Genomic DNA, 22,847 nt, shown 5'->3' on the forward strand with positions numbered 1-22,847 from the left:
GCCGTAACGTTTCCTGTATAATACTCAAAATAATTATACACCTCACTGCTTCCGTTATCCAGTCTACTTTTCAGTAGTATTTCTTTTATCAGACAGCATTATTTATCCCCAAACACCTCTTTTCCAAAAGCAAGCCTGAAATCTAGCACCGGACACTCCTCCAAAACCTCCGGCATGGCTTCATCCAGGAACTTCATTACCGCTTTCTTATCCTTTTGATACGCATCCCATTTCGGAAGCAGATTCCCATTATAGTCCACACCGTTAGGATCCCCGTATTTTACAAAATTCGTCCAATAAGAGGTCACCTGCCTCGCAAGATCATAGTGCTTCCCTTCAAAAGGCCTCCAGCTGTTTCCCAGAGAATCAAACATGAACCACAGATCCGAGCCGTGGAACGAGCCTGCATCATCCCCCGGAATATCATGATCAAAAATATAATAATACACCTTCTTACCCATGGAAGATCGAAGCTCACAGAAGCCTCTGCTGTTGCTTAACAGCATATTTTTGGCATCTGTTTTTGTCAGTGCTTCTGCTTCTTCATCATTGGAGACGCCTGCGATCCGTATAAACTCCTCTTCCCTGTCACCGAACAGCTTCGCCCATTTACGGAAATCTTCGTAAGTGAAGCTGTTTCCGCCGAACATGCCTCCCTGGGTCTCGCCCCAGCATACGCCGATAATCATAGGGACATCAGGAAGCCGGTCATTATAATAGGAATCCCACACAGATTCTTTTACAAACCTGCCGTCAATGCACTGCCCAAATCCGAATCTCCAGTCAGAGGAAATTTCCCGCAGCTTCCCCATAAGAACCGAAGCGTCCATTTCCTGCGCCTGCGCCAGATTTTCAATCTCTGCCTGCCTGAAAAAATCCTCGCCATGGGCTTCCGCTTCCCGCAGAGGCATGGCCGCCCCAAAGGGCTTCTCTTCATCCGCAAAAGCCATGGATATCCCGGACTGGCAGATTGCGCCGGCAATGATGCCTTCATTGAAGGGACTGCACAGCTGGGCCTGGACGCTTCCAGCACCGGCACTCTGCCCGCAAATCACGATATGATCGGGATTGCCGCCAAATGCTCTGATATTTTCATGTACCCAGTGAAGCGCCAGCGACTGATCCTGAAAACCAAAGTTGGAAATCACTTCTCCTTCCGGAGTCCGCGCCGTGATCTCAGGGTGCGCCAGGAAACCAAACAATCCCAGCCGGTAGCCGATCATCACGACGATAACGCCGCGGCGTGCCACTCTTTCCGGGTCAAATTCCACCTCATAGCTGTAGCCGTCCTGCAGGCCGCCGCCGTGGATATAGCAGAATACGGGAAGGTTCTCGTCTTCTGCCGCTGCAGGAGAAAAAATATTCAGATACAGACAATCCTCACTCATGCCATAATCTGCCGACGTGGGATGCAGCTCTTTTGTGTAAAAATCATTTCCCGTACCGGGATGTATTCTCATCATGGGCATGTCTCCATACTCATAGCATTTTCTAATACCCTCCCAGTCTTCCGCCGGCTGCGGCGCTCTCCAGCGAAGCTCACCCATCGGCGGTTTTGCGTATGGCACGCCTCTGAATACGGTAATGCGGGGATCCTTTCCCACCAGTCCCTGAAGAACTCCGTTTTTCACCTGAACCTTTCGTAACATAATTCCCCTTCCTTTCTTTCATAAAAATATAGACAACAGCCAGGACAAGCCTTAGCTGCCGCAAGTTCTGGCATCCGCGCCTATTCAATGGTACCGTTTTTTTCCATAACAAGCACATTCACCGAATGGGCAGGCGCTGTATAGACAAATTCACTTCCGCCGGAAATGCTCCCGATTACCGTGGAAACATGCTCCTTATCCTCAAAGGAATTAACCTCCCGCGGATCTGCTGCCAGCACTTCCGTTAAAACAGTCTCCTCCACCGCACAGTCAGCCGAAATACTTATCTCCTCTTCTTTTTCACTCACATTTACTATTTTCAAATATATCTTATTCTTATCCTGGGTTGCAACGGCATTGATTAACGGGTGAAGCGTATGAACTTTTTTCTGCACAAGCTGATCGTTTATATAACACTCATAGCCGTATGCATTGCATACCATTTTATAATGGTTATATTCCCCGTAAGGGATGGATACCGGAACCTGTTCTTCTTCCGACAGAGGTTTGTCAAAAAACCGCGGTACCCTGACCGCACTCCTGCCGTTCTCTATTTTCCATACCTGGTTCCTCACGCTTCTTGTCGTCCACTCCGTATCCTTTGGTTCATTGCAGCCTGCGTCCGTCTCCGGATGATGGTTCCAGACAGATAAGGTCAGCGGATTGTCCTCTTCGGTTTTAATATCTATCTCAAAGGTATACTCCTCCAGCTCTTCTGTTCCGAAGACCGCCCACATGACCGGTTTTTCATGAATGCTCCCGCTGCCTATAAACGTTTCGAAAGCCTCGTTCCACTCTCTGCTCTTTCCGGTAAAATGATGCCTCCGGTCTCCGAAAATCATTTTCCAGCCATCTTCAGCCCTCTCAACTTCACCATAGATACATTGGGAAACCTCCACGGGCTTTCCGTTCACTTTTGTATTTTTAAAAAGCAGCCCTTCCTTTTCACACATAATGCCGGAAATCCCATGGTATACCGGAGGCTGCTCCTCCCCTTCCTTCTCGATTTCCACCACCTCGTCGCCTCTGTATTTTCCGAGAAGGGAAACCGCATGGCAGCTGGGGATTCCATAGACCTGGTGGTTGTCAAATACAATCATATTCGGCTTCCAGGCCGTATAATCGGAATTCTGGAATAGCGGGGCATAGGCCGTCAGCCGGACAATATCCTGGTTCCTCTCCGCACCCAAAAGAAAAGCCGCTTCCGCAAGAGCGCATTCCATGGAAGCGATGGTATTTCCGCCGTTTACCGCATATTCCCCCAGGAAAATTTTCGGGCCGTTTCTGTCGTAATCATCGAACAAATCCCCGTTTTCCAGGAAAAATTCAGGGGCGTCATAATAATGCTCATCCGCATAGTCGGTAGGAAGGTTTTCCCTTTCCGTATGGCCGTTGGAAATATAGATTACCTGGGGGAAAGCTTCCTTTAGCGTCTTATAAAACAGCTCATAGCGCTGATTGTATTCCGGGCCGAAATTTTCATTTCCAATTTCCACGTATTTCATCCGAAAGGGTTCCTTCCTGCCGTTTTTCGCACGGAGGTTTCCATAAGGGGTATCGGCAGAGCCCAGTGCATACTCCAATGCATGAAGCGCCTCTTCCAGATATTCTTTTGTCGTCTCTTCCGAAAAACCGCCGCCGTGACGCGCCTGGCAGCTCATCCCGCAGTTGCAGACATACATGGCCTCCATTTCCAAGTCCTCACACAGCTGCAGATACTCATGAAAACCAAGTCCGTTTGTCGTACGGTAATGCCACATCAGCTGCGCGCTGGGGCGCTCCCACACAGGCCCTATCGTACGGGAAAATCGAAGGGCGTTCTGTTCATTTATCCCCTCCACCACGCAGCCGCCGGGGAAACGGATAAATTTCGCATTTGTGTTTTTAAGGGCTATTGCCAGATCTTCCCGAAGCCCATGTCCCCTGAACGTTTTTTCAGGCATCAGGGAGGTAAAACCAAAGGTAACCGTACAGGCCGTATCACAGGTGAGGCTGATTCTGCCTTTGAAATCCGTGCCGCCAGCGGTTAGTTCACAGTCATACCGGCGGTAGTCCGTATTTTTTCGGATCGCAATTTCACAGCTGCCCAGGTCCGTTCCTTCCTTTGACTCCAATGCCGCCGTAAATGTTGCGTCAGCATCGGACTGCGCCATAAAATACAGGCGATATCGATCGCCTTCTTTCACAGGCACACCAAAATAGCCGATATTGTATATTTTTCCTCCGGGTTCAAAGGTTACCTGCAGGGCCGCTTTCCTGTTCGGATTGAGTGTGCCATCCTTCAAAAGCCGGAAAGACGCCTTCTTAGCGTACCAGCCCGGAATTTCCGAAGGCGGAACCGCAGCCGCCCACTCATCCATGCCCTCACCGTGATTGAACGCCCCCGGCCAGCCGTATTCCGTTACAAAAATTCTCTGGTTCGGATCGGTGGTACAGCCTTCCGGCACCAGGGAATCCTCAAATGCCCTGTTTCGGATCATTTCCGGGTACAGGCCTCCGTCAGCAGCATGGTTTATGTCCTCAAAAAATAACCCGTAAAACTCTGGCGCAGTGGGGCATTTCACCTTCTTCGTATGGATATGTATTGTGTTTTTCATTTCAGGCCCTGTCCTTTCCAAATATTCTCTGCATAAAGGCCTCCGCCAGAGGCAGCCACAGTTCAAAATTCGGGTACTCGTAATTGCCGAATATGGACACCCCCGCCTGGCCGTGAGGCACACCGGTAAAGGTATGAACCTCCGCCCAGATGCCGTGGGCAAGCAGATCCCTGTATACCCAATGCAGGTTATCCAGCGCTTTGTCTTCCATGCCTACCGCGTAAAATACAGGCGGATAAACCACCTTTGTATAATCCATTTCCCGGCCCTCCCAGCGGGGGCCGTAAATGCACAGGAACGCGTCCGGCGATCCTGAATATCCATCCAGTTCATCCGGAGCATAATCCGGAAAATGATCCGTCACCTTCTGGTTCCCGGAATAATAACGGATGCATTCTTCGCCGGTCAGGCCGCCGTTGGAAAATCCGGCAAAAGCTACCTGATTTTCTCTGATGCGGTATTTTGACGCGTCTTTCCGGATCATGCGGATCAGCCTTGCCGCGTCCGCGCCGCATTCCTGTCCGGTATAGGGCATCATGTTTGTCCTGTTTAAAAGCATGAAGCTTTGATAGCCCAGTTTATTGAAATCCAGGCAGCTCTGGTACGCCTCATGTATCACACAGTCTCCATGGTCGCCTCCGGCGCACAGTATGACGGCTCCCTTCGGCGTCACATTCTCAGGCAGAAGGAACTCATACATATAAGGCCGGAAGTCCGGATCATGGTTATAACGGAAGTCCGGATTTTCCACATATTTCCCTGTGGCCGGCATATTTCCCTCCGGCCATAGATAAATACGGGACGGCGCATCCGGCAGTTTACACAAGGTATCCATAAGTTCCTGATATTCCTTTGCCAGCTCCAGCTGCTTTGCTTCTTCCTTTTCCTCCAACATGTTTCTTCTCATGCCATGAAGTTTTACCAGTTTTTCTATCGGATAGCAGGGAGCATCCTCAAAATAAGCAACACTCCGGTGCTGTAAGGCACTGACGTACTGCGCTATGCTGTTATTTAAAGCTTCTGTATCACGATTCATGAATTTCCCTCCCCAAAGTGTAGCCGATTCTGAATTTCATAAGCGCGTCTGCTTTAACCTTTGATTCTTCCGGTTTATCCGTAAACTCCATCACAAATTCATTCTCCGCCGTAAAAGACTTCCATTCCGGGAGTTCCTCCCCTATCGTGTCTTTACCGTTGGGATCTCCTGTTTTAACAAAATTAGCCCAGTAGGAACTGACCTGGCGGGCAAGATCATAATGTCTGCCGGTAAACGGACGCCAGCATCTTGCCAGACTGTCATAGGCGAACCACATCTCGCTTCCGTGATAGCTGCCGGCATGATCCTCGCCGGGAATATCGGCATTGAATTCATAGAGGTATGCCTTTCTGTCCTGGCTGTCCTGAATGCAGCCGAACATCCTTAAGCCTGCCGCCAAATCAAGCATGGCGTTTCCGGAAAACAGAGCCTTCACCTCCGCATCATTTTTCACACCGCAAAGAGACATGAATTCTTCCGCCTTTTCACCGAATCCGGCGGCGTATTCCCTGAATGCTTCCATGGTTTCCACTGGTCGTGTGAACGCTTTTGCAAAGGACTCCGCCTCTCCCCGGTTATATCCCGCCAGCACCGGTATTCTGTGATGGTGATTGTTTTTATAGGCTTCAAAATTGGATTCTTTTATTAAAATACCGTCAATGGCGGGTTCAAAATGAATCCCCGGCCCTAAAACCGCATCCTCCAGCCGTACCAGTTCTTCCCCCGGAAGCTTTCTGGCCTCTTCCAGGCTTCTGAGCCCGGCCTTTTCAAAGAACAGGGCTCCAACCTTTTCGGCCTTTTCCAGGGGATGGCTTCTGTCTTCCTTTTCCGCAAAGGCTGCGGTTATGCTGCTTTCAATAATGGCTCCGTCAATCAATCTCTCCGCCATGGGGGAAGTCATCAGATTCTGTACGCTCATGGCTCCCGCAGACTGTCCTGCGATGGTAATCTGATCCGGATCGCCGCCAAATGCAGCAATATTGCGCTTCACCCACTTTAAGGCCGCCAATTGATCCAGAGTTCCGTAATTTCCCTTGGGATCCTCCGGCGCTTCTGCCGATAACCAGGGGTGGGCTAAAAATCCCAGGACACCCAGACGATAAGCGATCGATACGACCACAATCCCTTTTTTCGCCATATGCTCCCAGTCAAATTCCACCTCGTAAGGGTATCCTCCCTTAAAGCCTCCGCCATGGATATAGATTAAAACCGGAAGCTTTTCCTCTCCCGTCCTCGCCGTGGTATAAACATTCAGATACAGACAGTCTTCACTCATCTCGAATTCCATGCCTGTGGGGTGGATCTCCCTGGTCCAGAACTCCTCCGGATTGCTGCCGGGCACAGGCTGGCAGGCGATTGGGCCGTACTGATCCGCTTTTCGCACACCCTCCCAGGGTATGGCCGGCAAAGGCGCCCTCCAGCGCAGTTCTCCAACCGGAGGCGCGGCGTAGGGGATTCCGCGGAATACCGCAACTCTTGGATCCCACCCATGGACTCCCTGTAATTTTCCTGATTCCACTGTTACCTGTAAATTTTCCATACCTTCTCCTTTTCCGATTTTTGTAATTTATTTTTATCTTCAAAACAATTGCCGGCCATAGAAATCTACAGCCGGCAACACATTTTATTAATTCTTTACCTGTCTACTGTGCAGCAAGCCATGCATCAAACTGTTTCTGCTCTTCCGCAATGATCTCATCGATTCCTGCGGCCTTCAGCTCTTCGTTAAACTTTTCCAGATAAGAATCCACGTCTACCAGGCCATATAACAGGGCATCTCTGTACTCAGCCACAACCGTTGTGCAGGCTGCCATCTGATCATATACCGGCGCACTATCGAATATGAAGCCCATTGCCTCTGAAAACTTCGCATGGTTCGGGGCATCCAGCATATCGGTATAATAAGTGGACATTTCCACCTCCAGAGGAAGGCTCAGGCACTGATTCGGATAATACCAGGGGCCGTTCATGTTCCAGGTTGCATTACTCGCATCCACCCCTTCAGGAAAACGGGCGATACCGTTTTCATCCACCGAATAGTTGTGGCCTTCAATACCGAGAATCATATAGCGCGCCACCACTTCGTCGGTTGCCATCAGGTACAGAATCTTCATGGCTGCATCCGGGTTTTTGCATACTGTGGAGACCATCCAGCCGCCTAAAACAGATGAGCTTGTTCCCACCAGATCCGTAAGCTGGAACTCTACGGGCTCGTAGGGGCTGTAGGAAATCAGCGCCTTAATATAGTCGGCGCTGTAACCGCCAAGATAACAGCCGGCGGCTACGCCATTGTTATACTGTGTGATAGTTCTTTCGTTATTCAGAGGATCATCCAGCTGCAATCCGGCCTCGTTCCAATCCTTCATCAGATAGCAGAAATCACGCCATTCCTGCGTCTCATAAAGATTGACGATTTCCGTCGTTCCCACTCCCTGATTTAACAGGACGCCGAGCCAGTTGGGGTTGCCCAGGCTGTCTATGCCGATAACCGGTTCATCATTGGTATTCACCATATAGGAAAATTCCGGATGGATGGCCTTTGCGTCTTTCATGATCTGTGTCAGTTCATCAATGGTAATCCGTTCGCCGTCTCTGTCTGCAATTCCCAGTTCCTCCGCTATTTCCTTTCTCAGCGCATATACCTCATAGGTGGCATAGCTGTCAACGGAGGGAACCGCATATTGTATGCCGGAAACCTGCTGGGTTTTTAATACCTTATCCGGATACATTTCCCAAAGATCGGGATACACATCTTTATAAGGCTCCAGAGAAATACACTGCTCATTCTTCACACAGCTGTCCACATTGGAATAAAATCTCCAGCAGAATATATCCAGAGGATTCTGGTTATCGGACAGCATCAGTGTCATCTGTGTGGCAAGGTCGCCAAAGTTAATTCCGATCAAATCCACCTTTGCTCCTGCATTTATCGATACCAGATACTCATTCAGCGCTTCTTCAACATTTGCCTCATCCGGCATATCGTAGCTTAATGACTGCACGGCGATTACCGGCCAGTCGTCCGGGTTTTCGGGTACTTCAAGCGCCCCGGCCGTTTCTGCTCCTGAGGCGGCGGTACTTCCGGCAGAATCTGCCGCACCCGAGGTTCCCGTCCCGGCAGGATCCGAACCACAGCCTATAAGTGTTCCAAGCATTGCCGCAGCAAGGATAAGTGATACCAGTTTCTTTTTCATAGTGCTTCCTCCTGTATTTCATTTCATAAATCTATCTTATATTTTTCTTTCTTTTCAAAATATTCATTTTCCGATGTAATCCGTGACATTTTCTGACTCCGGACAATCGTTCCGACGAAACAGAACGGTTACAGGGTTACAGCGCCGGACAACTATGCGCGGACATATACATCCGCAACAGCCGCTTCAATAAGGGCCTGTCTGTCTGATATCTGGCAGGGGCTCAGATTCAGTATCTGCCTGCCTCCCCTGATAGGAAGGATACACTGGCTGTAGCCTGTAAAATTGTAATTATTGTCAATGGGTATCAGACTGTCCATTTTCTCCCAGAAGCCCATCCCCATTTCCGAATTGGCAAAAATATGCGAAAAGCCTCTTCCCGCCGCCAGGATAGTCCCGTCCTTTCCTCCCCTGTTAATCCAGGCCACATAAGGCGTACCCGTAAGATAACCTCCGTCAACTGCAACTATCGGATTTCCCATAAAATCAGGTTCCCCCCAATCATCCATGGATTCGGAAATCCTGAAATAAACAGGGATTCTGTCCTCATTTACCATCTCATAGACCATGATAAATTTCCCATTCGGCAGATAAGCCACGACAGGCATTCCCGGGCGAAGGTTCCCATCAGGAAAAGCCACGTCTATTTTCTCCTCTCCCCATGTATAGCCGCCGTCCTCCGACACCTTATGTGCAAGAAGCTGGTTATAATTCCCATGATCCTTGTACCGCTCATCCGAATAATAACAGAACAGCCTTCCGTCAGGGGACTGCAGCAGGAAGGGCTCCCATACGGGAAGGCCCATGATATGCTTTTCGTCCCTCTCCCCTTTTACAATTTCGCTGACAAATTCCCATGTTTTACCGGCATCCTCGCTTTTATACATGTGCAGTGTGGTAGTGCTCATATCCTTGGGAATAATGTTGCCTGCGCACAGAATCGTCCCCTCCTTCAACCTCCCCATATCACAGGGCAGTTCAAACAGATGAGGCTGGAAACGGCATCCCTGTCCCAGCTGTGTATCCTCAACACAGCTCAGATAATGCCAGCTGTGCGCATCATCCGTACTCTCATAAACAGGAAAAACGGGAGTCGTCTCTGTGTAATACTCCATCGTCGCCAGCAGTGTCCCGTTTTTCTCCCCGTTATGTTCCAGGCAAATACAACGCGGATACATGGAACCCGGACCTCTCTGCCCCTCAAAAGGCTCTCCGGGACAAAACACCACGCTTGTATATCTTTTCTTCAGCAAAATGGAACAGCTTCCTCCCTCTTTCGGAACATGCCCGCCATTAGGGGCATAAAGAGAATCATGAATTAATTTACTGTCTGCAGTCATATTCATATTTAACTCCTTTCATCTGCCTGCGCGGTTCCCGTCTTCCTGTGCTGTCAGCCCTTTACGCCGCCGATTACAATGCCTTTAATAAACGCCTTCTGGAAGAAGGGATAAATAACCATAATCGGTACGACGGAAATTACTGCAATCGCCATTCTCACTCCGGAGGTGGGGATCTGCGTGGTAATCTGGGCGCTGCCCGCGTCCAGCGTATTCTCCTTCAGAAACTGCACATTATTCATCATGGAATTGAGCACGTTCTGAATGGAATACAGATCGCTTCTCCTTGTCAGATAATACAGGCCGTTAATCCAGTCATTCCAATAAGCAAGTGCGGAAAACAGCGCCACCGTTGACAGCATGGGTTTGGAAAGCGGAAGCGCTATCCGAAACAGCATACCCAGCTCGCCGCAGGAATCCATTTCCGCAGCCTCCAGAATATCCTTGGGTACATTTGTGGTGAAATAAGTCCTCATCAGTATTACGTTATAAGCCCCCAGAGCCAGGTTCGGCAGGAGCAGCCCCAGAAGACTGTCGCCCACATGCATGTACTGGCTCCATATAATATAGGAAGGAACCATACCGCCGGAAAACAGCATCGTAAAGAAAATGAAAAAGGATAAAAAATTCCTTCCCGGCAAATCCTGTTTAGACAGCAGATAAGACATAAACATTGTCATCGTCACATTCAGCGTGGTCCCCACCACCGTTATCAGAATCGTCACCCCATAGGCTCTGGCAATTTTTCCGGCAGCCTGGAACAGATACTCATAGGCACGGAAATTTATTTTTTTCGGGAAAAAGGAATATCCGTAAAGCGTCAGTGTAGCTTCATCTGTGATGGACGCCGTAATCAAAAGGATAAACGGCAGCAGACAGCACAGCATTAAAAGAATCATTATTATATTCGCAAATATGCGAAAACCTTTATTCGTTCCAGCCATTTTTCCTCCTCCTCAGAACAACGCACTGTCAGGTTCTGTTTTACGCACAATAGCATTGGTCAGCATTACAACGAAAAATCCGAGTACGGACTGCATGAATCCTGCCGCAAGCGATCTTCCCACATCATGATCCTGCATCAGAGTGCGGTATACGAAGGTATCAATTGTGGTGGTTGTGGAATAAAGCAGGCCGCTGTTCTGGGGCACCTGGTAGAACAGGCCGAAGTCAGATGCAAACATCCTCCCCAGCGCCATGATCGTCAGGATAATTACCGTAGGCTTCAACAGCGGCAGGGTAATCCTTGTAATCTGCTGCCAGGTAGTGGCGCCGTCCACTACAGCAGCCTCATAATAAGTCTTGTCAAATCCGATAATCGTTGCAAAATATACAATGCTCTGAAAGCCGAAGCTTCTCCAAAGCTGTACGATAGTCAGAATAAAAGGCCAGTACTTTGCCTCCGTGTACCACTGGACTCCTTCTTTTCCCAACGGCTCCAGAATCCCCTTGTTGACAAAACCGTTCGTGCTGGACAAAAAGGCGTATACCAGGTAGCCGATAAGGACCGTGCTTACCAGATGGGGAATCAATATTGTTGTCTGATATACCTGCTGCGCCGTTTTCTTACGTACCTCGTTTAAAAGGATGGCTACGAAGATTGCAAAGACGGTACCCAGAGACAGGAACAAAATATTGTAGCCAATAGTATTGCGGAACATGATCTTAGCCCATTTGGAGCCAAACAGATATGTAAAATTACTCAGGCCGTTCCAGGGGCTTTTGATTATTCCCTTGGCAAAACTGTATTTCTTAAATGCAAGAATCAGTCCTCCCATGGGAAGATAATTATTAATGATCAGATACAGAAACCCCGGCAGTGCACACAGATACAAAGGGGCATATTTACGGAGTTTTCTCAATGTCTGCTTCTTTGAAGCCGCTTTTCTTTGGGTTGTGCTTACTTTTTTAGACATCATCTTATCCTATCCTTCCATTCAGGGAATATAATCTACTGTATGGCAAGCCATGCATCAAACTGTTTCTGTTCTTCCGCAATAATCTCGTCGATCCCTGCCGCCTTCAGCTCCTCATTGAACTTTTCCAGATAAGTATCCACATCCACCAGGCCATACAGCAATGCGTCTCTGTATTCCGCAACTACTGTGGTACATGCCGCCATCTGGTCATAAACCGGAGCGCTGTCGAATACAAAGCCCATGGCCTGGGAGAATTTTGCATGGTTCGGGGCATCCAGCATATCGGTATAGTATGTTGTCATTTCTGTTTCCAATGGAATGCTCAGACACTGGTTCGGATAAAACCACGGGCAGTCCTGGTTCCAGGTGCTGTTATTCTGCGTAACGCCTTCGGGACGTCTCGCAATGCCTTTTTCATCCACGTTATAATGCACACCTTCAATCCCCAGGATAAAGTACCGGGCCACCTTTTCATCGGTGGACATCAGGTACAGCATCTTCATGGCGGCATCTGGTTCTTTGCATACGGTGGAAATCATCCAGCCTCCCAGTACGGAGGCGCTCGTTCCCACCATATCTGTCAGCTGGAACTCAATGGGCTCATAAGGGCTGTAAGCTATCAGCGCCTTAATATAGTCCGGGCTGTAGCCGCCCAGGTAGCAGCCTGCGGAAACACCGTTATTATACTGGGAAATTGTCATTTCATTGTTAAGCGGGTCGTCCATCATGAAACCGGCATCCTTCCAGGCTTTCATACGCTGGCAGAACTCACGCCATTCTTCCGTTTCATACAAATTTACAATCTCTTTCGTATCCACGCCCCGATTCATCAGAACGCCCAGCCAGTTGCTGTTTCCCAGACTGTCTATGCCGATAACCGCTTCATTATTGGTATTGATCATATACGCGTATTCCGGATGTGCCGCCTTTGCATCCTTCATAATCTGAGTCATTTCATCCAGCGTAATCCGTTCCCCGTCCCTGTCCGCAATGCCCAGATCCTCGGCCACATCTTTTCTTAACGCATAAACATCATAGGTTGCATAGCTGTCCACGGAAGGAACCGCATACTGCACACCACTGATCTGCTGAGTCTTCAGGACAATTTCAGGATACATTTCCCACAAATCAGGATAAACATCAAAATAAGAATCTAACGGGATGCACTGTTCGTTTTTCACACACCCATCCAACGTGGAATAGAATCTCCAGCAGAATAAATCCAGAGGTTGTTGATTATCAGACAGCATAAGCGTCAGCTGTGTGGAGAGATCTCCCAGGGTCATCTGCACCATATCGGCCTTCACGCCTGCATTAATAGATACCAGATATTCATTTAAAGCATCCTCCACCATCTGTTCGTCTGCCATTTCACTCAGCACAGGCACCTGTATCGTGATGGTGGGCCACTCGTCCGGGTTTTGTGCTGCCGAAAAATCTCCGGCCAATTCCATTTTTCCCGTCTCCATCTCCCCATTACCGGTCGTTTGAGACTGTGCACCCGCAGGCGCCTTTTCGGCACAGCCGGCCAGCACACCCGTCATTACAACCGTGAGAATCAGTGACAATAACTTTTTCTTCATTGCTTTACCTCCCCTTTTTCCTTTTGGTAATCCTATTTTAATCAACCAGGGAAGTGAAAAATATGCAAAATCAGTGAACGTTTATTGCATTTTCTGATTCGAGGCCGCCTTACGGTACTCCATAGGCGTACAGCCCACCAGCTGTTTAAAGCTCCTTGTGAAATTGGAATAATTTCCATAACCTACATGGCTGGATATTAAGGTTACAGGCAATGAGGTTGTTGATAGAAGCATTTTGGCAGACTCCATTTTTTCATTTACAATATATTCTTTCAGAGTGCAACCCGTATTCTTTTTAAAAAGCTTTGTCAAATACTCCGGGTTCATTCCCGCAAATTCTGCGATTTCTGTTACCGGCAGATCCGTGTCCAGATGCTGTCTGATATATTTTACCGTTTCCCGGATCACATCCTTTGTTTTCCCTTTCCCCGTAATCTCCTGCAGCTTTACCGCAATATACGTCAGCGCTTTTTCAAACAAATCATATCCCTGCCAGGAATTCATATAGGTCAGGTAGGGAAGCTTGTCATCAAAAATCATCTCACTGCCAATCTGATGATTTACAAGATAGACCAACAAAAGCTGGGTAACGCTCTGATGAAGGTTCATCATGCCGGATGCATTCATATGTCCATGGTAATCTTTTGTGATATAAGAAAGGATACTATCCTTAAAGACGAGAAACTGATCCTGATCCAACAGCTTTTTCCATGTACCCAGCTGCAGCCTGTAGGAATTGCTGTTTATATCCTTCTCATTTTCCCGGGGCAGAAACACACGGCTTTCCCTGCGCACATTATCCCTTTTCGCCTGAAATAAAGGCTGCGAATATTTCACAAGCTCCGCCGGGCCGCAGGCTCTGCCGCAGTAGATAGCCATTGAGGTCTGAAGGGCACGGAACGCAAGAATACGAAAGCTCTCCAGTTTTTCGGAAACCGTCTCTGTTTCATAGGATAATTCCCTTTTCCAGTACAGGAGAATGGCAAAATCCGTACTGTTTTCTTTCAGAAGAATAATACTGAATACCTTCAAATCCTGAAACACTTCATCCAGGACATTCTGGTAAATCAGACGTAAGATGGGCTTTTCTATCTTTTCCAGATGCTTCTGCGTTTTGAGAACCTGGATCAGTACGGGCAGATATTCCGATTCTCCCGCGCCGTTAACATTATGGCTCAAAATCAGCCTGCGCAAATAGGAGTCCTCTTCATTCCGCCCTTCCAGATACTGCAGGGCACCTGTTTCAAGAATACTTTCCTCATAGGTCTGAAAAAAAGCGCCCATGTTTATCAGTTCCTGATTTTTCCGCTCTATTTTTATCTGGGAAACGGCCCGCTCTACAACATTCTTCAATTCCTGTGTACTGACAGGCTGAAGTACATAATCAAAGCTCTGCATGGAAATTGCTTCCTTCATGTATTTGACATCCGCATAAGCCGTCAGGAAAATAATCTTCACATCGGGATACCTTTCCAGTACCCATTTAGCGAAGGTTATCCCGTCCGTTTCAGGCATGACAATATCGCAGAGGAATATGTCATAATGATACTGTTTCATCCATTCCTTTGCTTCCTCAGCGCTGTTTGCAGTATCTATTCTCTCCATTTCCAGTTTCATCTCTTTAAGTTGGGAGTCCACTGTTTTAAGCACTGTTTTTTCATCATCAATAATCAGTATGTTCATTTTTATACCTCTGTATATCGCGGATTTTACCACGCCTGTCTCATAAAGCAGTCTGGACAGGATTTTCAAATATTACTTGCGGAAGCAATATTTCCGTAACAGCTCCTCCGGCGGGACTGTTATAAAAATAAAGCTTTGCCTTATCACCATATAACAAATAAATCCGGTACTTTATATTATCAACTCCAACCTGCATGGAATGATACTGGAATTCCGTAACCGGCCTGTTCAGCTGTTCCAGCTGTTCCGGCCTGTAGCCCTCTCCATTATCCGTGATATGGATTCTTGTATACCATTTCCCGTCATCCTCTATTCTGTCCGCCGTAATGGAAATAGAAAGCACCCTGCTCTTATTCACCGCATATTTTACAGAATTCTCCACAAATGTCTGCACACACAGAATGGGGATCTTACAGGATTCTGTCTCTTCCTCCAGATTAATCTGCAGAAGAATAGGCATGGCATTTTTAATAATATAAATATTGCAGTAAGCTTTAACCTCTTCTATTTCCTCAGCCAGTGTAACCAGACTGTCCGAATCCTGAAACACATAGCGGAAATGCCTGGATACGACAAAAATCATGGTTTTCACCGTGTCCACATCATTTTCATTGAGTAAAGAGGCTACGATATTCAGACAGTTCAGGAAAAAATGAGGTCTTATCTGCAGCTGATAATACTGCAGCAGCGCAGCGTTGGCTTCCTTCTCCTTTTTGTATTTTTCCTGCTCCAGCTGCCCCATCTCCGCAATCAATTCATCCAGCTTTTCATTAATCAGCCGGATTTCCTCCAGCTGGCTTTCTTTCCCCGCATACCTGGAATTTTCAGACGCCTCTCCCCTTTTCATTTCCGTCAGGCGGTGTACGAAATGATCGATCGGCTGGTAAATAATCCGTTTTACAAATCTGTATACATTCCACAAAACAGCAAAAGCCGTCAGAGGAATGAGAATGAACAACAGCCAGAATTCCGCCTGATTCCAGAAGGCAAGTTTCTCATCCTTATGAATCAGCATGACCTGAAGCTCCTGTCCCTCCACCGCTTCCCTGGAAATCATGTATGTCAGCCCCGCGTTGTCCGTATCATTCCTGAGTTTTTCCGCAATTGTCTGCCCGTCAAGAAGCGGCTCTCCCAGATTGGCAAGAATATTCCCCTGCATATCGGAGATGATCAGCTGCATATTTTCCCTCAATACAAAATATACGGACAAATTGACCGTATATCCTAAAAGCTTTCCCCGATCTCCCAGAAGATACAGAAGATACGTTTCTCCTTCATAGGTCATTATCTCTTCATAAGGCATCTTTTCACCTGTATGGGCACGTACCTCCTCTTTGACCGCCTGGTTCAGGCGATAGCTGTCACCCGCAAAGGGATAGCTGCTGAACTCACTGTGAAGGGAATCCCAGTCCTGATCGTAGTAAAAGACGCCGCCGAAATAATCCAGATTATCCGCCTTGGTGCTGAAATTATTATTCAGGTAATAGGCAGCGAGCATCCACTGGCTTTCCGTAATCTGCGGCCTTTTCAGCATCTGATAATGTACATTGTTCCCATACAGATTTTTAACATAGGCCTCCATGGAACCGATATCCCGGGCAAGCTGCTGCGCATAATCGGAGGTCATGGCCGCATGATCCCTTTTATACACGTGCCGGTACTGCAGTATAATATAGCCTCCGAAACACATTAAAAGCAGCAGAAGCAGAACGGAACCGCCTATGCCGCCTATGAATAAGTATCTTTTTATGGAACCATTTTTATTCTTCAGAACCGGGACTTCCTTTCTGTCCATGCATTTATTTCCTTCTTTCCCTTTTCCGCGCCATCCGGGCAATAATCAGATTTGAGGCTGTTTAATATCTTCACAGTTACACAGATTTTATCATATAATCTGCATTGAAACAAATCGTTACGAACCATGCCGGTTCATAAAAATATTTGTTAAGAACTGATCTGCCAGTACCTCCCATATTTCAAAGTTGGGCTATTTAACACATCAGCCCATCAGCTTCCTTCCCTCCATCCGAACAGGGAACCAGTTTTTTCCGGAAGAAATTTAGTACGATATCATAGTAGCCCTGCCCTCTAAAGAAGCCATGCCCCTGCCGGGGAACCAGCACAAAGGTTGCGTCATGGCCGTACTTAAGCAAGGCATCATAGTAATTATAGGAAAATTCCGGTGACACCGCCTGGTCCGAATCGCCATGCATCAAAAGGTACGCCGGCTGTTTCTGATCGACATAGAAGATCGGGCTGATTTCCATGGAAAGCTCCGGCGCTTCCCGGCCAGGCCTGCCGAACATCTGCACAAAAATTTTCTCCTGCACTTCATCCCTCTGTTTTTCCTCTTTTTCCTGCTGTCCCGGCATGAGCGTCAGCCGGATTCCCAGCTCTTTTGCACGGGTCTGCACTTGTGGACAGGCATATGCCCCCATATGCGTCATATCACCGCCGCAGTACCAGTCACAGACTGCTTTAACCTCACTGCTGTATTCCTTCCAGCCTCCGTTCCCCTCCAGGCAGGGATTCCTATAGGAAGCTCCAACCAGCGCCGCCAGCTGGCCGCCTGCCGACTCTCCCCAGATACCGATACAATCCGGATCAATGCCCAACTCTCCGGCATGTGCCTTTAAAAAACGCACGGCACATTTACAGTCTTCAATGGGTGCAGGAAACGGCTTCTCCGTTACCAGCCGGTACTCAATGCTTGCACAGACAAAGCCCATATGGCAGGCCTGTACCAAAGCATTTACCGGACGGTATTTTTTCGTCAGTTCCGGGATGCTCCAGCCGCCGCCGTGAACCCAGATGATAACAGGACGTTTTTTCTCTGCTTTTTCCCTGGGGAGCATAAGGTCAAGATACATGGGGTGATCCCCTCCCATTCCATAGGCCACATCCTCATAAAAATCGATTCCCTGGCTTTCCCAGTCCATTTTAGATTCATCTGCAACACCGGTTTCTTCTCCAGATAATTTTATCAAATCCAGCATTTTACATCCTCCCTGTCAGCCTGAAATTACACAGTTTTTTAATATACGGTATCTATTTTAGTAAATGGAGAATAACATAAATATAGAAAAACAGATTTCATATATCATATTTTCTGATATGGCATTTCCCCGATACAGATAATGTCCCAACGCGCTGGTTCTCAGACAGCCTGTGGAAAATTTGAATAAGGCCATCTCTTTCCTGCTTTTTACCAGGAAAAGAAATGACCTTACTTTTGTTTATTTATGACTTTTCACCAATCGTAAAAATGAAAGTACTTTAGAATACTGTCTCTTATCCCTATTAAATCGTCATTGATGATTCCGGCAGGGTAACTCCTTTCACAGCAATACACACCTGTTCATCCAGCACGCGTACCGCTGCCAGTGTCCGTCCATAACAGGCTGTCGCCTCTTTATCCAGAAAGCTTTCCTCTGTGCGCTGTCTGGCGCTTCCGAAGCCCAGAAGTTCACCCCCCTGTACCTCAATTGAAATCAGCTCATCCGCATTGCTTTCCACAATTCCATCCTTATCACAGATATTTATAGCCACATACAAAATTTCTCCGGGCTGCACGTATTCCTTTTCCGGCTGAATACTAAGCTGCAGATTTCCTGCCGCAGACTTAAGCATACCCGTCATAATTTCATTTCCCTCTTCATCCGTTCCCACCGCCTTGAGTACGCCCGGCCTATATTCCGCCTCAAATACCGCTTTGCAGTCTGTCGTATCCTTTTCCGCCAGGAGTGCTTCATTTAAGTATAGCCTGACATGGGGAGCCTTTGTGTATGCTTCTATAGTTACTGCATTCCCTTCACACCCTCTCCATGACCAGCTTGGAATGGCATTTGTACCCCGCCACGCACTCTTTATCACTTCTTCGCCGGGATGATTGGCAGGGGTAACTGCCAGGAGCACCTCATCATTTTTCCCCCAGACTGTCCTTGCATAAAGAACCTCTCCATCCGGGTTGCCTGTCAAATCGATAACACCTGCACCGCCAGCCAGCCATGGATATGGCTTTTCAAATCCCATGGCATCCGCGGAATAGCTCCATGCACCAATGCCGAGTTCTTGCCAATCTCATGGGGAAAAGTCTCACTTCCAAAAATCAGCCGGTCAGGATGAGCCTTTCCTTCCAGTTTATGGCATAGCTCAATCATCTCTTTTGCAAGCTCTTTACCCTCTTCTTTTGCAGGCTCGCTGACTTTGTTCCCAATAGAATACATGATGACCGAAGGATGATTATAGTCCTTTTCCACCATTGTCCTGATATCTTCTTTATAATTATCCATAAATTCCGTCGCATAATCATATTTGCTTTTATGCTGATACCACATATCCCAGGTTTCATCCATCACATACATACCCAGCTTGTCACAGGCGTCAAGCATTGCCCTGGAGCAGGGATTATGTGCGGAACGTATGGCATTGAATCCATTCTCCTTCATGATGCGGACCCGCCGTTCCTCAGACTCATCATACGCACAGGCTCCAACAATCCCATTGTCATGGTGCAGGCATCCGCCGCGAAGCAGAGTTTCCTTTCCATTGATAAATAGTCCCTGAGGACTCCACTCCACCATCCGAATCCCAAAAATACTTTCCTGGGTATCCACCACCTTATCTCCATCTGTCAAAAACACCCTGCAGCGGTAAAGGTCAGGTGTCTCATCATCCCATAATTTAGCCCCGAGCAGTGTAAACTCAGCCTCATCCCCCTTTGCAGCAGCTATCACACATTCTCCATCCAGTATCTGTATTTCTGCATTTCCCCCTGCGTGCGCTGCAGATACCGCTATTCTGGCAGGATTATATGATATCGTATTTACTTTAATTCCATGAAGCTGTATATGCATTTGATCCTGCACATATAAGGTGACCGGCCGGTAGATTCCGCTGCCCGTATACCAGCGGCTGTTTGGCATTTCATGATTATCCACTCTTACATATATCTTGTTCCCGGCGCTAAAATGCAAGTAATCAGTCAGGTCAAACCTTGCTTCTGTATATCCATACACAATTTTTCCTACATACCGTTCATTTACCCAAATTTCCGATTTCCCATAAATACCTTCAAATTCGATGGTGATTTTTTTATCAGCCCACTCAGCCGAAACCTCCATCTCTTTTTCATATTCATAAATTCCGCCCGGAAAATAAGCTCCCGCGGAACCGCTCTCACACTTTGGATCGCGCTTTTCTTCCAGCATTGCATCATGAGGAAGGCATAATTCCCTCCATGGCCGGTCAGACCCTGCCTTACGGAATTTCCAGTTTTTATTAAAATCAAGTTTTATCATCCTATTGCCTCCTCAGCACCAGCTATTCCTATAGTGATCCGCTCAACCCGGTCCACCGCAACGGGCTGCACCAGCATGCCTATTTTGAATTGATATATGTCATAGACGGAAGTATGTATCAGAATATTGAAAACAAACGGCACTTATATTCCAAAGGAAGTCTCTGCCTCCTCAATCGTAACATTCATCATGCAGAGGAGTTCACAACAGATTTCCGCGCGGCTTTTGTCTCCCTCCCGGTCGCATTGGTTGATGAGCTGTTCAATCATACCGAACAGTTTTATTTTTCTGAAGAAAATACAGCTTCCCTGCGTACACTGTCTGCCTTTTTTAATCACAATATCAATGACAGCTCTATTTCCGTCAGAGAATATATCGATTTTATTCCAAAGGAGGAAACTCTTGATGAGCTGGAAAATATGTATACCCGTTTTACACAGCTGACTCAAATTTTCGTAAACCCAACACCCGGAGGCTCCTTTTTACTCAAGGGATTATTACTCCAGATACTGTCTGCCCTGTCGGACAAAAACCTGTACGATAATATCCCGATTAATATAGGTACGGAAAATGAAGCGCGACTTTTTGACAAAATAAGTGAATTGATAGTGGCGGAAAACGGGCGGATAACCCGTTCTGAATTATCCGCCCGCTTACAGTATAATGGTTCCTATCTGAATCATATCGTGAAAAAATATTCAGGCCTTAACCTCTTTGGTTATAGTTCTGTTATTTGCATGAAAGAAGCCAAACGGCTTCTCCGGGAAACTGAGCTTAGTATTGCAGAGGTTGCTGAGAAGCTGAATTTTACAAACCGTACCCATTTTTATAAGCTCTTTGAAAAACATTGCTCCATGACGCCAAAGCAATACAGGCGTTCCTTAGGGAAAGTATAGGATTCAGGCGCACTGCTTCATTATTTATTGCCGACCATTCTTTTCTATCCTGTTTCCACAGATTCGGCGATCATACATACTCCTGAATAATACCCTTATTGCCTGTCAGCAGGATATCCGTTACTCTCCCGATCCAGTCTCACAAAAAAAGGAAGTCTTTCCAGCCCAGCCTGGATCTCTATCGTTTGCCCGCCTTCCCAGCGCGTGCCGTCATCAGCCTGCCAAATGCCGGACGGAAGGATCACGCTTCTTCCGGTTTTTCCCTTTTCCAGGACAGGCGCTGCCAGAATCTTGCTGCCCAGCATAAACTGATCCCATACCTGCTCCAGCCCCTCCTCCGGGAATTCATAAGCCAGGTTCCGCATCACAGGTTCCCCTGTCAATGCCGCATGAGCCGCCAGTTCAAGAAAGAGCGGCGCCATATCCTGATGGAGCCGGTACATTTTTACCACGATTCTGCGATTTTCGTCACTCAGGACTCTCCAGGGTGCCAGAGAAAACTGTATCATGGGACAAAGAGCACTTACCTCCATCCATCTTACATAAAGTTCTTCATCAAAAGCTGTTTCAAATAGTTCATTAAATACACCGCCGCCAATCATATCAGGACAGTGGAAAAAATTCCCCGTAAGCCCCTGAAGTACAGAATGAGGAATGATCTGGTTCAGGCCCTGGCCGTTCCAAGTATGCATCTTATCCTGAAGACGGTGTACCAACGGCTTTCCCATCCCCTTCCAGCCACAGCGGAACTCGTGAAAAGGATAAATTTCTCCCAGCCCTTCATACCGGCTCATCTGCTCCTGTTCATTCAGCGGCAGCCATGATTGATCCCCACTGTCATAAAAATAGGCATCCCCTCCATCGAATTTAAATCCGTCCGCCCCATATTTTACCTGCAGATGATTCAGCTGATCCGTATACCATCTTACGGCCTGGGGATTGGAAAGATCCAGAACTGCGTCCCGTCCTCCCCACCACCAGCGTTGTGCAGGCTTTCCGCTGCAGTCATGCAGAAGCAGTTTTGCTTCCTTCAGTCTGTCATAATCCGGCGCAGAAACGCTCACTGCAGGAATCGTCCAAAGCATCACCTTAAAACCCAGTTCATGAAGTCTTTTTATCATTCCCTGCGGATCCGGAAAAAGCTCCGATCGGAATTCCCAGTATCCATGGGCGATCTGCCAGCCTCCGTCAATCATCAGAATTCCTGCTGGCATTCCGTATCGGATGATATTTTCCGCATATTCCAGAATTTTTTCCTGACTGCTGTGGATATTCAGTTCAATCCAGGTATTGTACTGAGGCTGTTCGAAGAAAAGGGGATCCGGCACTTTTCCGGAAAGGTGATATTTCTTTTTTGCCAGATTCATGCAGGCATCCCTTAATGTGCTGCCCTCTTCATTTAGTTCCACTTCAAATGTATCCGGTATGAGAATTTCCCCGTGCCAGAACCGGATGCGAAAAGGTTTTTCGCTCCAGATATAACGTCCCTTTGAGGACACAAAAAGCGGTGCGGACTGATCCAGCGACAGCTTAATGGTGCTTAAGTCAATCTCACATTCGCTGTCCCTGTCATAGGGCATGGTTTCTCCCAGATTCACAATCCCGCCCCACCAATATTCTTTATCAAGAAAAGAAATACGCATTTTTTTC

At 47.5% G+C, this 22,847-nt stretch carries 16 protein-coding genes; 1 reads left to right on the forward strand and 15 read right to left on the reverse strand.

Annotated features, from left to right (window positions below; all coding sequences use genetic code 11):
- Nucleotides 1-98: 98 nt before the first annotated feature.
- From BLA28_RS08935 to BLA28_RS09000, 14 genes are all read right to left on the reverse strand, one after another.
- Nucleotides 99-1,649, reverse strand: a complete 1,551-nt coding sequence (locus tag BLA28_RS08935; RefSeq protein ID WP_071699038.1) for a carboxylesterase/lipase family protein — start codon at nucleotides 1,647-1,649, stop codon at nucleotides 99-101.
- Between the two features lie 80 nt (nucleotides 1,650-1,729).
- Complete coding sequence (locus BLA28_RS08940) at nucleotides 1,730-4,246, reverse strand: alpha-L-arabinofuranosidase C-terminal domain-containing protein (RefSeq protein ID WP_071699039.1); 2,517 nt, start codon at nucleotides 4,244-4,246, stop codon at nucleotides 1,730-1,732.
- A gap of 1 nt (nucleotide 4,247) precedes the next feature.
- Complete coding sequence (locus tag BLA28_RS08945) at nucleotides 4,248-5,282, reverse strand: hypothetical protein (protein ID WP_071699040.1); 1,035 nt, start codon at nucleotides 5,280-5,282, stop codon at nucleotides 4,248-4,250.
- Nucleotides 5,272-6,822, reverse strand: coding sequence for a carboxylesterase/lipase family protein (locus BLA28_RS08950; protein WP_071699041.1), 1,551 nt, complete (start codon nucleotides 6,820-6,822; stop codon nucleotides 5,272-5,274). The genes BLA28_RS08945 and BLA28_RS08950 overlap by 11 nt, the downstream gene beginning before the upstream one ends.
- Before the next feature lie 103 nt (nucleotides 6,823-6,925).
- Nucleotides 6,926-8,476 (reverse strand): ABC transporter substrate-binding protein, encoded by a 1,551-nt coding sequence (locus BLA28_RS08955; RefSeq protein WP_071699042.1) that lies wholly within the window; start codon nucleotides 8,474-8,476, stop codon nucleotides 6,926-6,928.
- Nucleotides 8,477-8,628: 152 nt separating this feature from the next.
- Nucleotides 8,629-9,822, reverse strand: coding sequence for a sialidase family protein (locus BLA28_RS08960; RefSeq protein WP_071699043.1), 1,194 nt, complete (start codon nucleotides 9,820-9,822; stop codon nucleotides 8,629-8,631).
- A 47-nt stretch (nucleotides 9,823-9,869) separates the two neighbouring features.
- Nucleotides 9,870-10,760, reverse strand: coding sequence for a carbohydrate ABC transporter permease (locus tag BLA28_RS08965; RefSeq protein WP_071699044.1), 891 nt, complete (start codon nucleotides 10,758-10,760; stop codon nucleotides 9,870-9,872).
- A 12-nt stretch (nucleotides 10,761-10,772) separates the two neighbouring features.
- The gene (locus BLA28_RS08970) at nucleotides 10,773-11,735 is read right to left on the reverse strand and encodes an ABC transporter permease (RefSeq protein WP_081332526.1); all 963 of its coding nucleotides are present in this window, start codon (nucleotides 11,733-11,735) and stop codon (nucleotides 10,773-10,775) included.
- Nucleotides 11,736-11,767: 32 nt separating this feature from the next.
- Nucleotides 11,768-13,318, reverse strand: a complete 1,551-nt coding sequence (locus tag BLA28_RS08975; protein ID WP_071699045.1) for an ABC transporter substrate-binding protein — start codon at nucleotides 13,316-13,318, stop codon at nucleotides 11,768-11,770.
- Between the two features lie 81 nt (nucleotides 13,319-13,399).
- Entirely contained in the window at nucleotides 13,400-15,001 is a 1,602-nt protein-coding gene (locus tag BLA28_RS08980; RefSeq protein ID WP_143131487.1) for a response regulator, read from the reverse strand.
- 40 nt (nucleotides 15,002-15,041) lie between these two features.
- On the reverse strand, nucleotides 15,042-16,796 hold the full coding sequence (locus BLA28_RS08985; RefSeq protein WP_071699047.1) for a sensor histidine kinase: 1,755 nt from the start codon (nucleotides 16,794-16,796) through the stop codon (nucleotides 15,042-15,044).
- A gap of 196 nt (nucleotides 16,797-16,992) precedes the next feature.
- Nucleotides 16,993-17,997, reverse strand: a complete 1,005-nt coding sequence (locus BLA28_RS08990) for an alpha/beta hydrolase (RefSeq protein WP_071699048.1) — start codon at nucleotides 17,995-17,997, stop codon at nucleotides 16,993-16,995.
- Between the two features lie 304 nt (nucleotides 17,998-18,301).
- Entirely contained in the window at nucleotides 18,302-19,033 is a 732-nt protein-coding gene (locus tag BLA28_RS33345) for a DUF4982 domain-containing protein (RefSeq protein ID WP_143131488.1), read from the reverse strand.
- Entirely contained in the window at nucleotides 18,976-20,301 is a 1,326-nt protein-coding gene (locus BLA28_RS09000) for a glycoside hydrolase family 2 protein (RefSeq protein WP_071699050.1), read from the reverse strand. Before BLA28_RS09000 ends, BLA28_RS33345 begins: the two co-directional genes overlap by 58 nt.
- Nucleotides 20,302-20,366: 65 nt before the next feature.
- Here BLA28_RS09000 and BLA28_RS34510 point away from each other — a divergent pair, with 65 nt between their 5' ends.
- Entirely contained in the window at nucleotides 20,367-21,197 is an 831-nt protein-coding gene (locus BLA28_RS34510) for an AraC family transcriptional regulator (RefSeq protein WP_330393276.1), read from the forward strand.
- Between the two features lie 95 nt (nucleotides 21,198-21,292).
- Here BLA28_RS34510 and BLA28_RS09010 read toward each other — a convergent pair whose 3' ends face one another.
- Nucleotides 21,293-22,840 (reverse strand): glycoside hydrolase family 31 protein, encoded by a 1,548-nt coding sequence (locus tag BLA28_RS09010; RefSeq protein ID WP_169897219.1) that lies wholly within the window; start codon nucleotides 22,838-22,840, stop codon nucleotides 21,293-21,295.
- Between the last annotated feature and the right edge of the window lie 7 nt (nucleotides 22,841-22,847).

It is taken from the genome of Eisenbergiella tayi (assembly GCF_001881565.1).
Lineage (GTDB): Bacteria > Bacillota > Clostridia > Lachnospirales > Lachnospiraceae > Eisenbergiella > Eisenbergiella tayi.

Excerpts from the sequence above, each read along its gene's own strand:
- BLA28_RS08935 (WP_071699038.1), bottom strand. The coding sequence starts at position 1,649 with ATGTTACGAAAGGTTCAGGTGAAAAACGGAGTTCTTCAGGGACTGGTG.
- BLA28_RS08940 (WP_071699039.1), bottom strand. The coding sequence starts at position 4,246 with ATGAAAAACACAATACATATCCATACGAAGAAGGTGAAATGCCCCACT.
- BLA28_RS08945 (WP_071699040.1), bottom strand. The coding sequence starts at position 5,282 with ATGAATCGTGATACAGAAGCTTTAAATAACAGCATAGCGCAGTACGTC.
- BLA28_RS08950 (WP_071699041.1), bottom strand. The coding sequence starts at position 6,822 with ATGGAAAATTTACAGGTAACAGTGGAATCAGGAAAATTACAGGGAGTC.
- BLA28_RS08955 (WP_071699042.1), bottom strand. The coding sequence starts at position 8,476 with ATGAAAAAGAAACTGGTATCACTTATCCTTGCTGCGGCAATGCTTGGA.
- BLA28_RS08960 (WP_071699043.1), bottom strand. The coding sequence starts at position 9,822 with ATGAATATGACTGCAGACAGTAAATTAATTCATGATTCTCTTTATGCC.
- BLA28_RS08965 (WP_071699044.1), bottom strand. The coding sequence starts at position 10,760 with ATGGCTGGAACGAATAAAGGTTTTCGCATATTTGCGAATATAATAATG.
- BLA28_RS08970 (WP_081332526.1), bottom strand. The coding sequence starts at position 11,735 with ATGATGTCTAAAAAAGTAAGCACAACCCAAAGAAAAGCGGCTTCAAAG.
- BLA28_RS08975 (WP_071699045.1), bottom strand. The coding sequence starts at position 13,318 with ATGAAGAAAAAGTTATTGTCACTGATTCTCACGGTTGTAATGACGGGT.
- BLA28_RS08980 (WP_143131487.1), bottom strand. The coding sequence starts at position 15,001 with ATGAACATACTGATTATTGATGATGAAAAAACAGTGCTTAAAACAGTG.
- BLA28_RS08985 (WP_071699047.1), bottom strand. The coding sequence starts at position 16,796 with ATGGACAGAAAGGAAGTCCCGGTTCTGAAGAATAAAAATGGTTCCATA.
- BLA28_RS08990 (WP_071699048.1), bottom strand. The coding sequence starts at position 17,997 with ATGCTGGATTTGATAAAATTATCTGGAGAAGAAACCGGTGTTGCAGAT.
- BLA28_RS33345 (WP_143131488.1), bottom strand. The coding sequence starts at position 19,033 with ATGGGATTTGAAAAGCCATATCCATGGCTGGCTGGCGGTGCAGGTGTT.
- BLA28_RS09000 (WP_071699050.1), bottom strand. The coding sequence starts at position 20,301 with ATGATAAAACTTGATTTTAATAAAAACTGGAAATTCCGTAAGGCAGGG.
- BLA28_RS09010 (WP_169897219.1), bottom strand. The coding sequence starts at position 22,840 with ATGCGTATTTCTTTTCTTGATAAAGAATATTGGTGGGGCGGGATTGTG.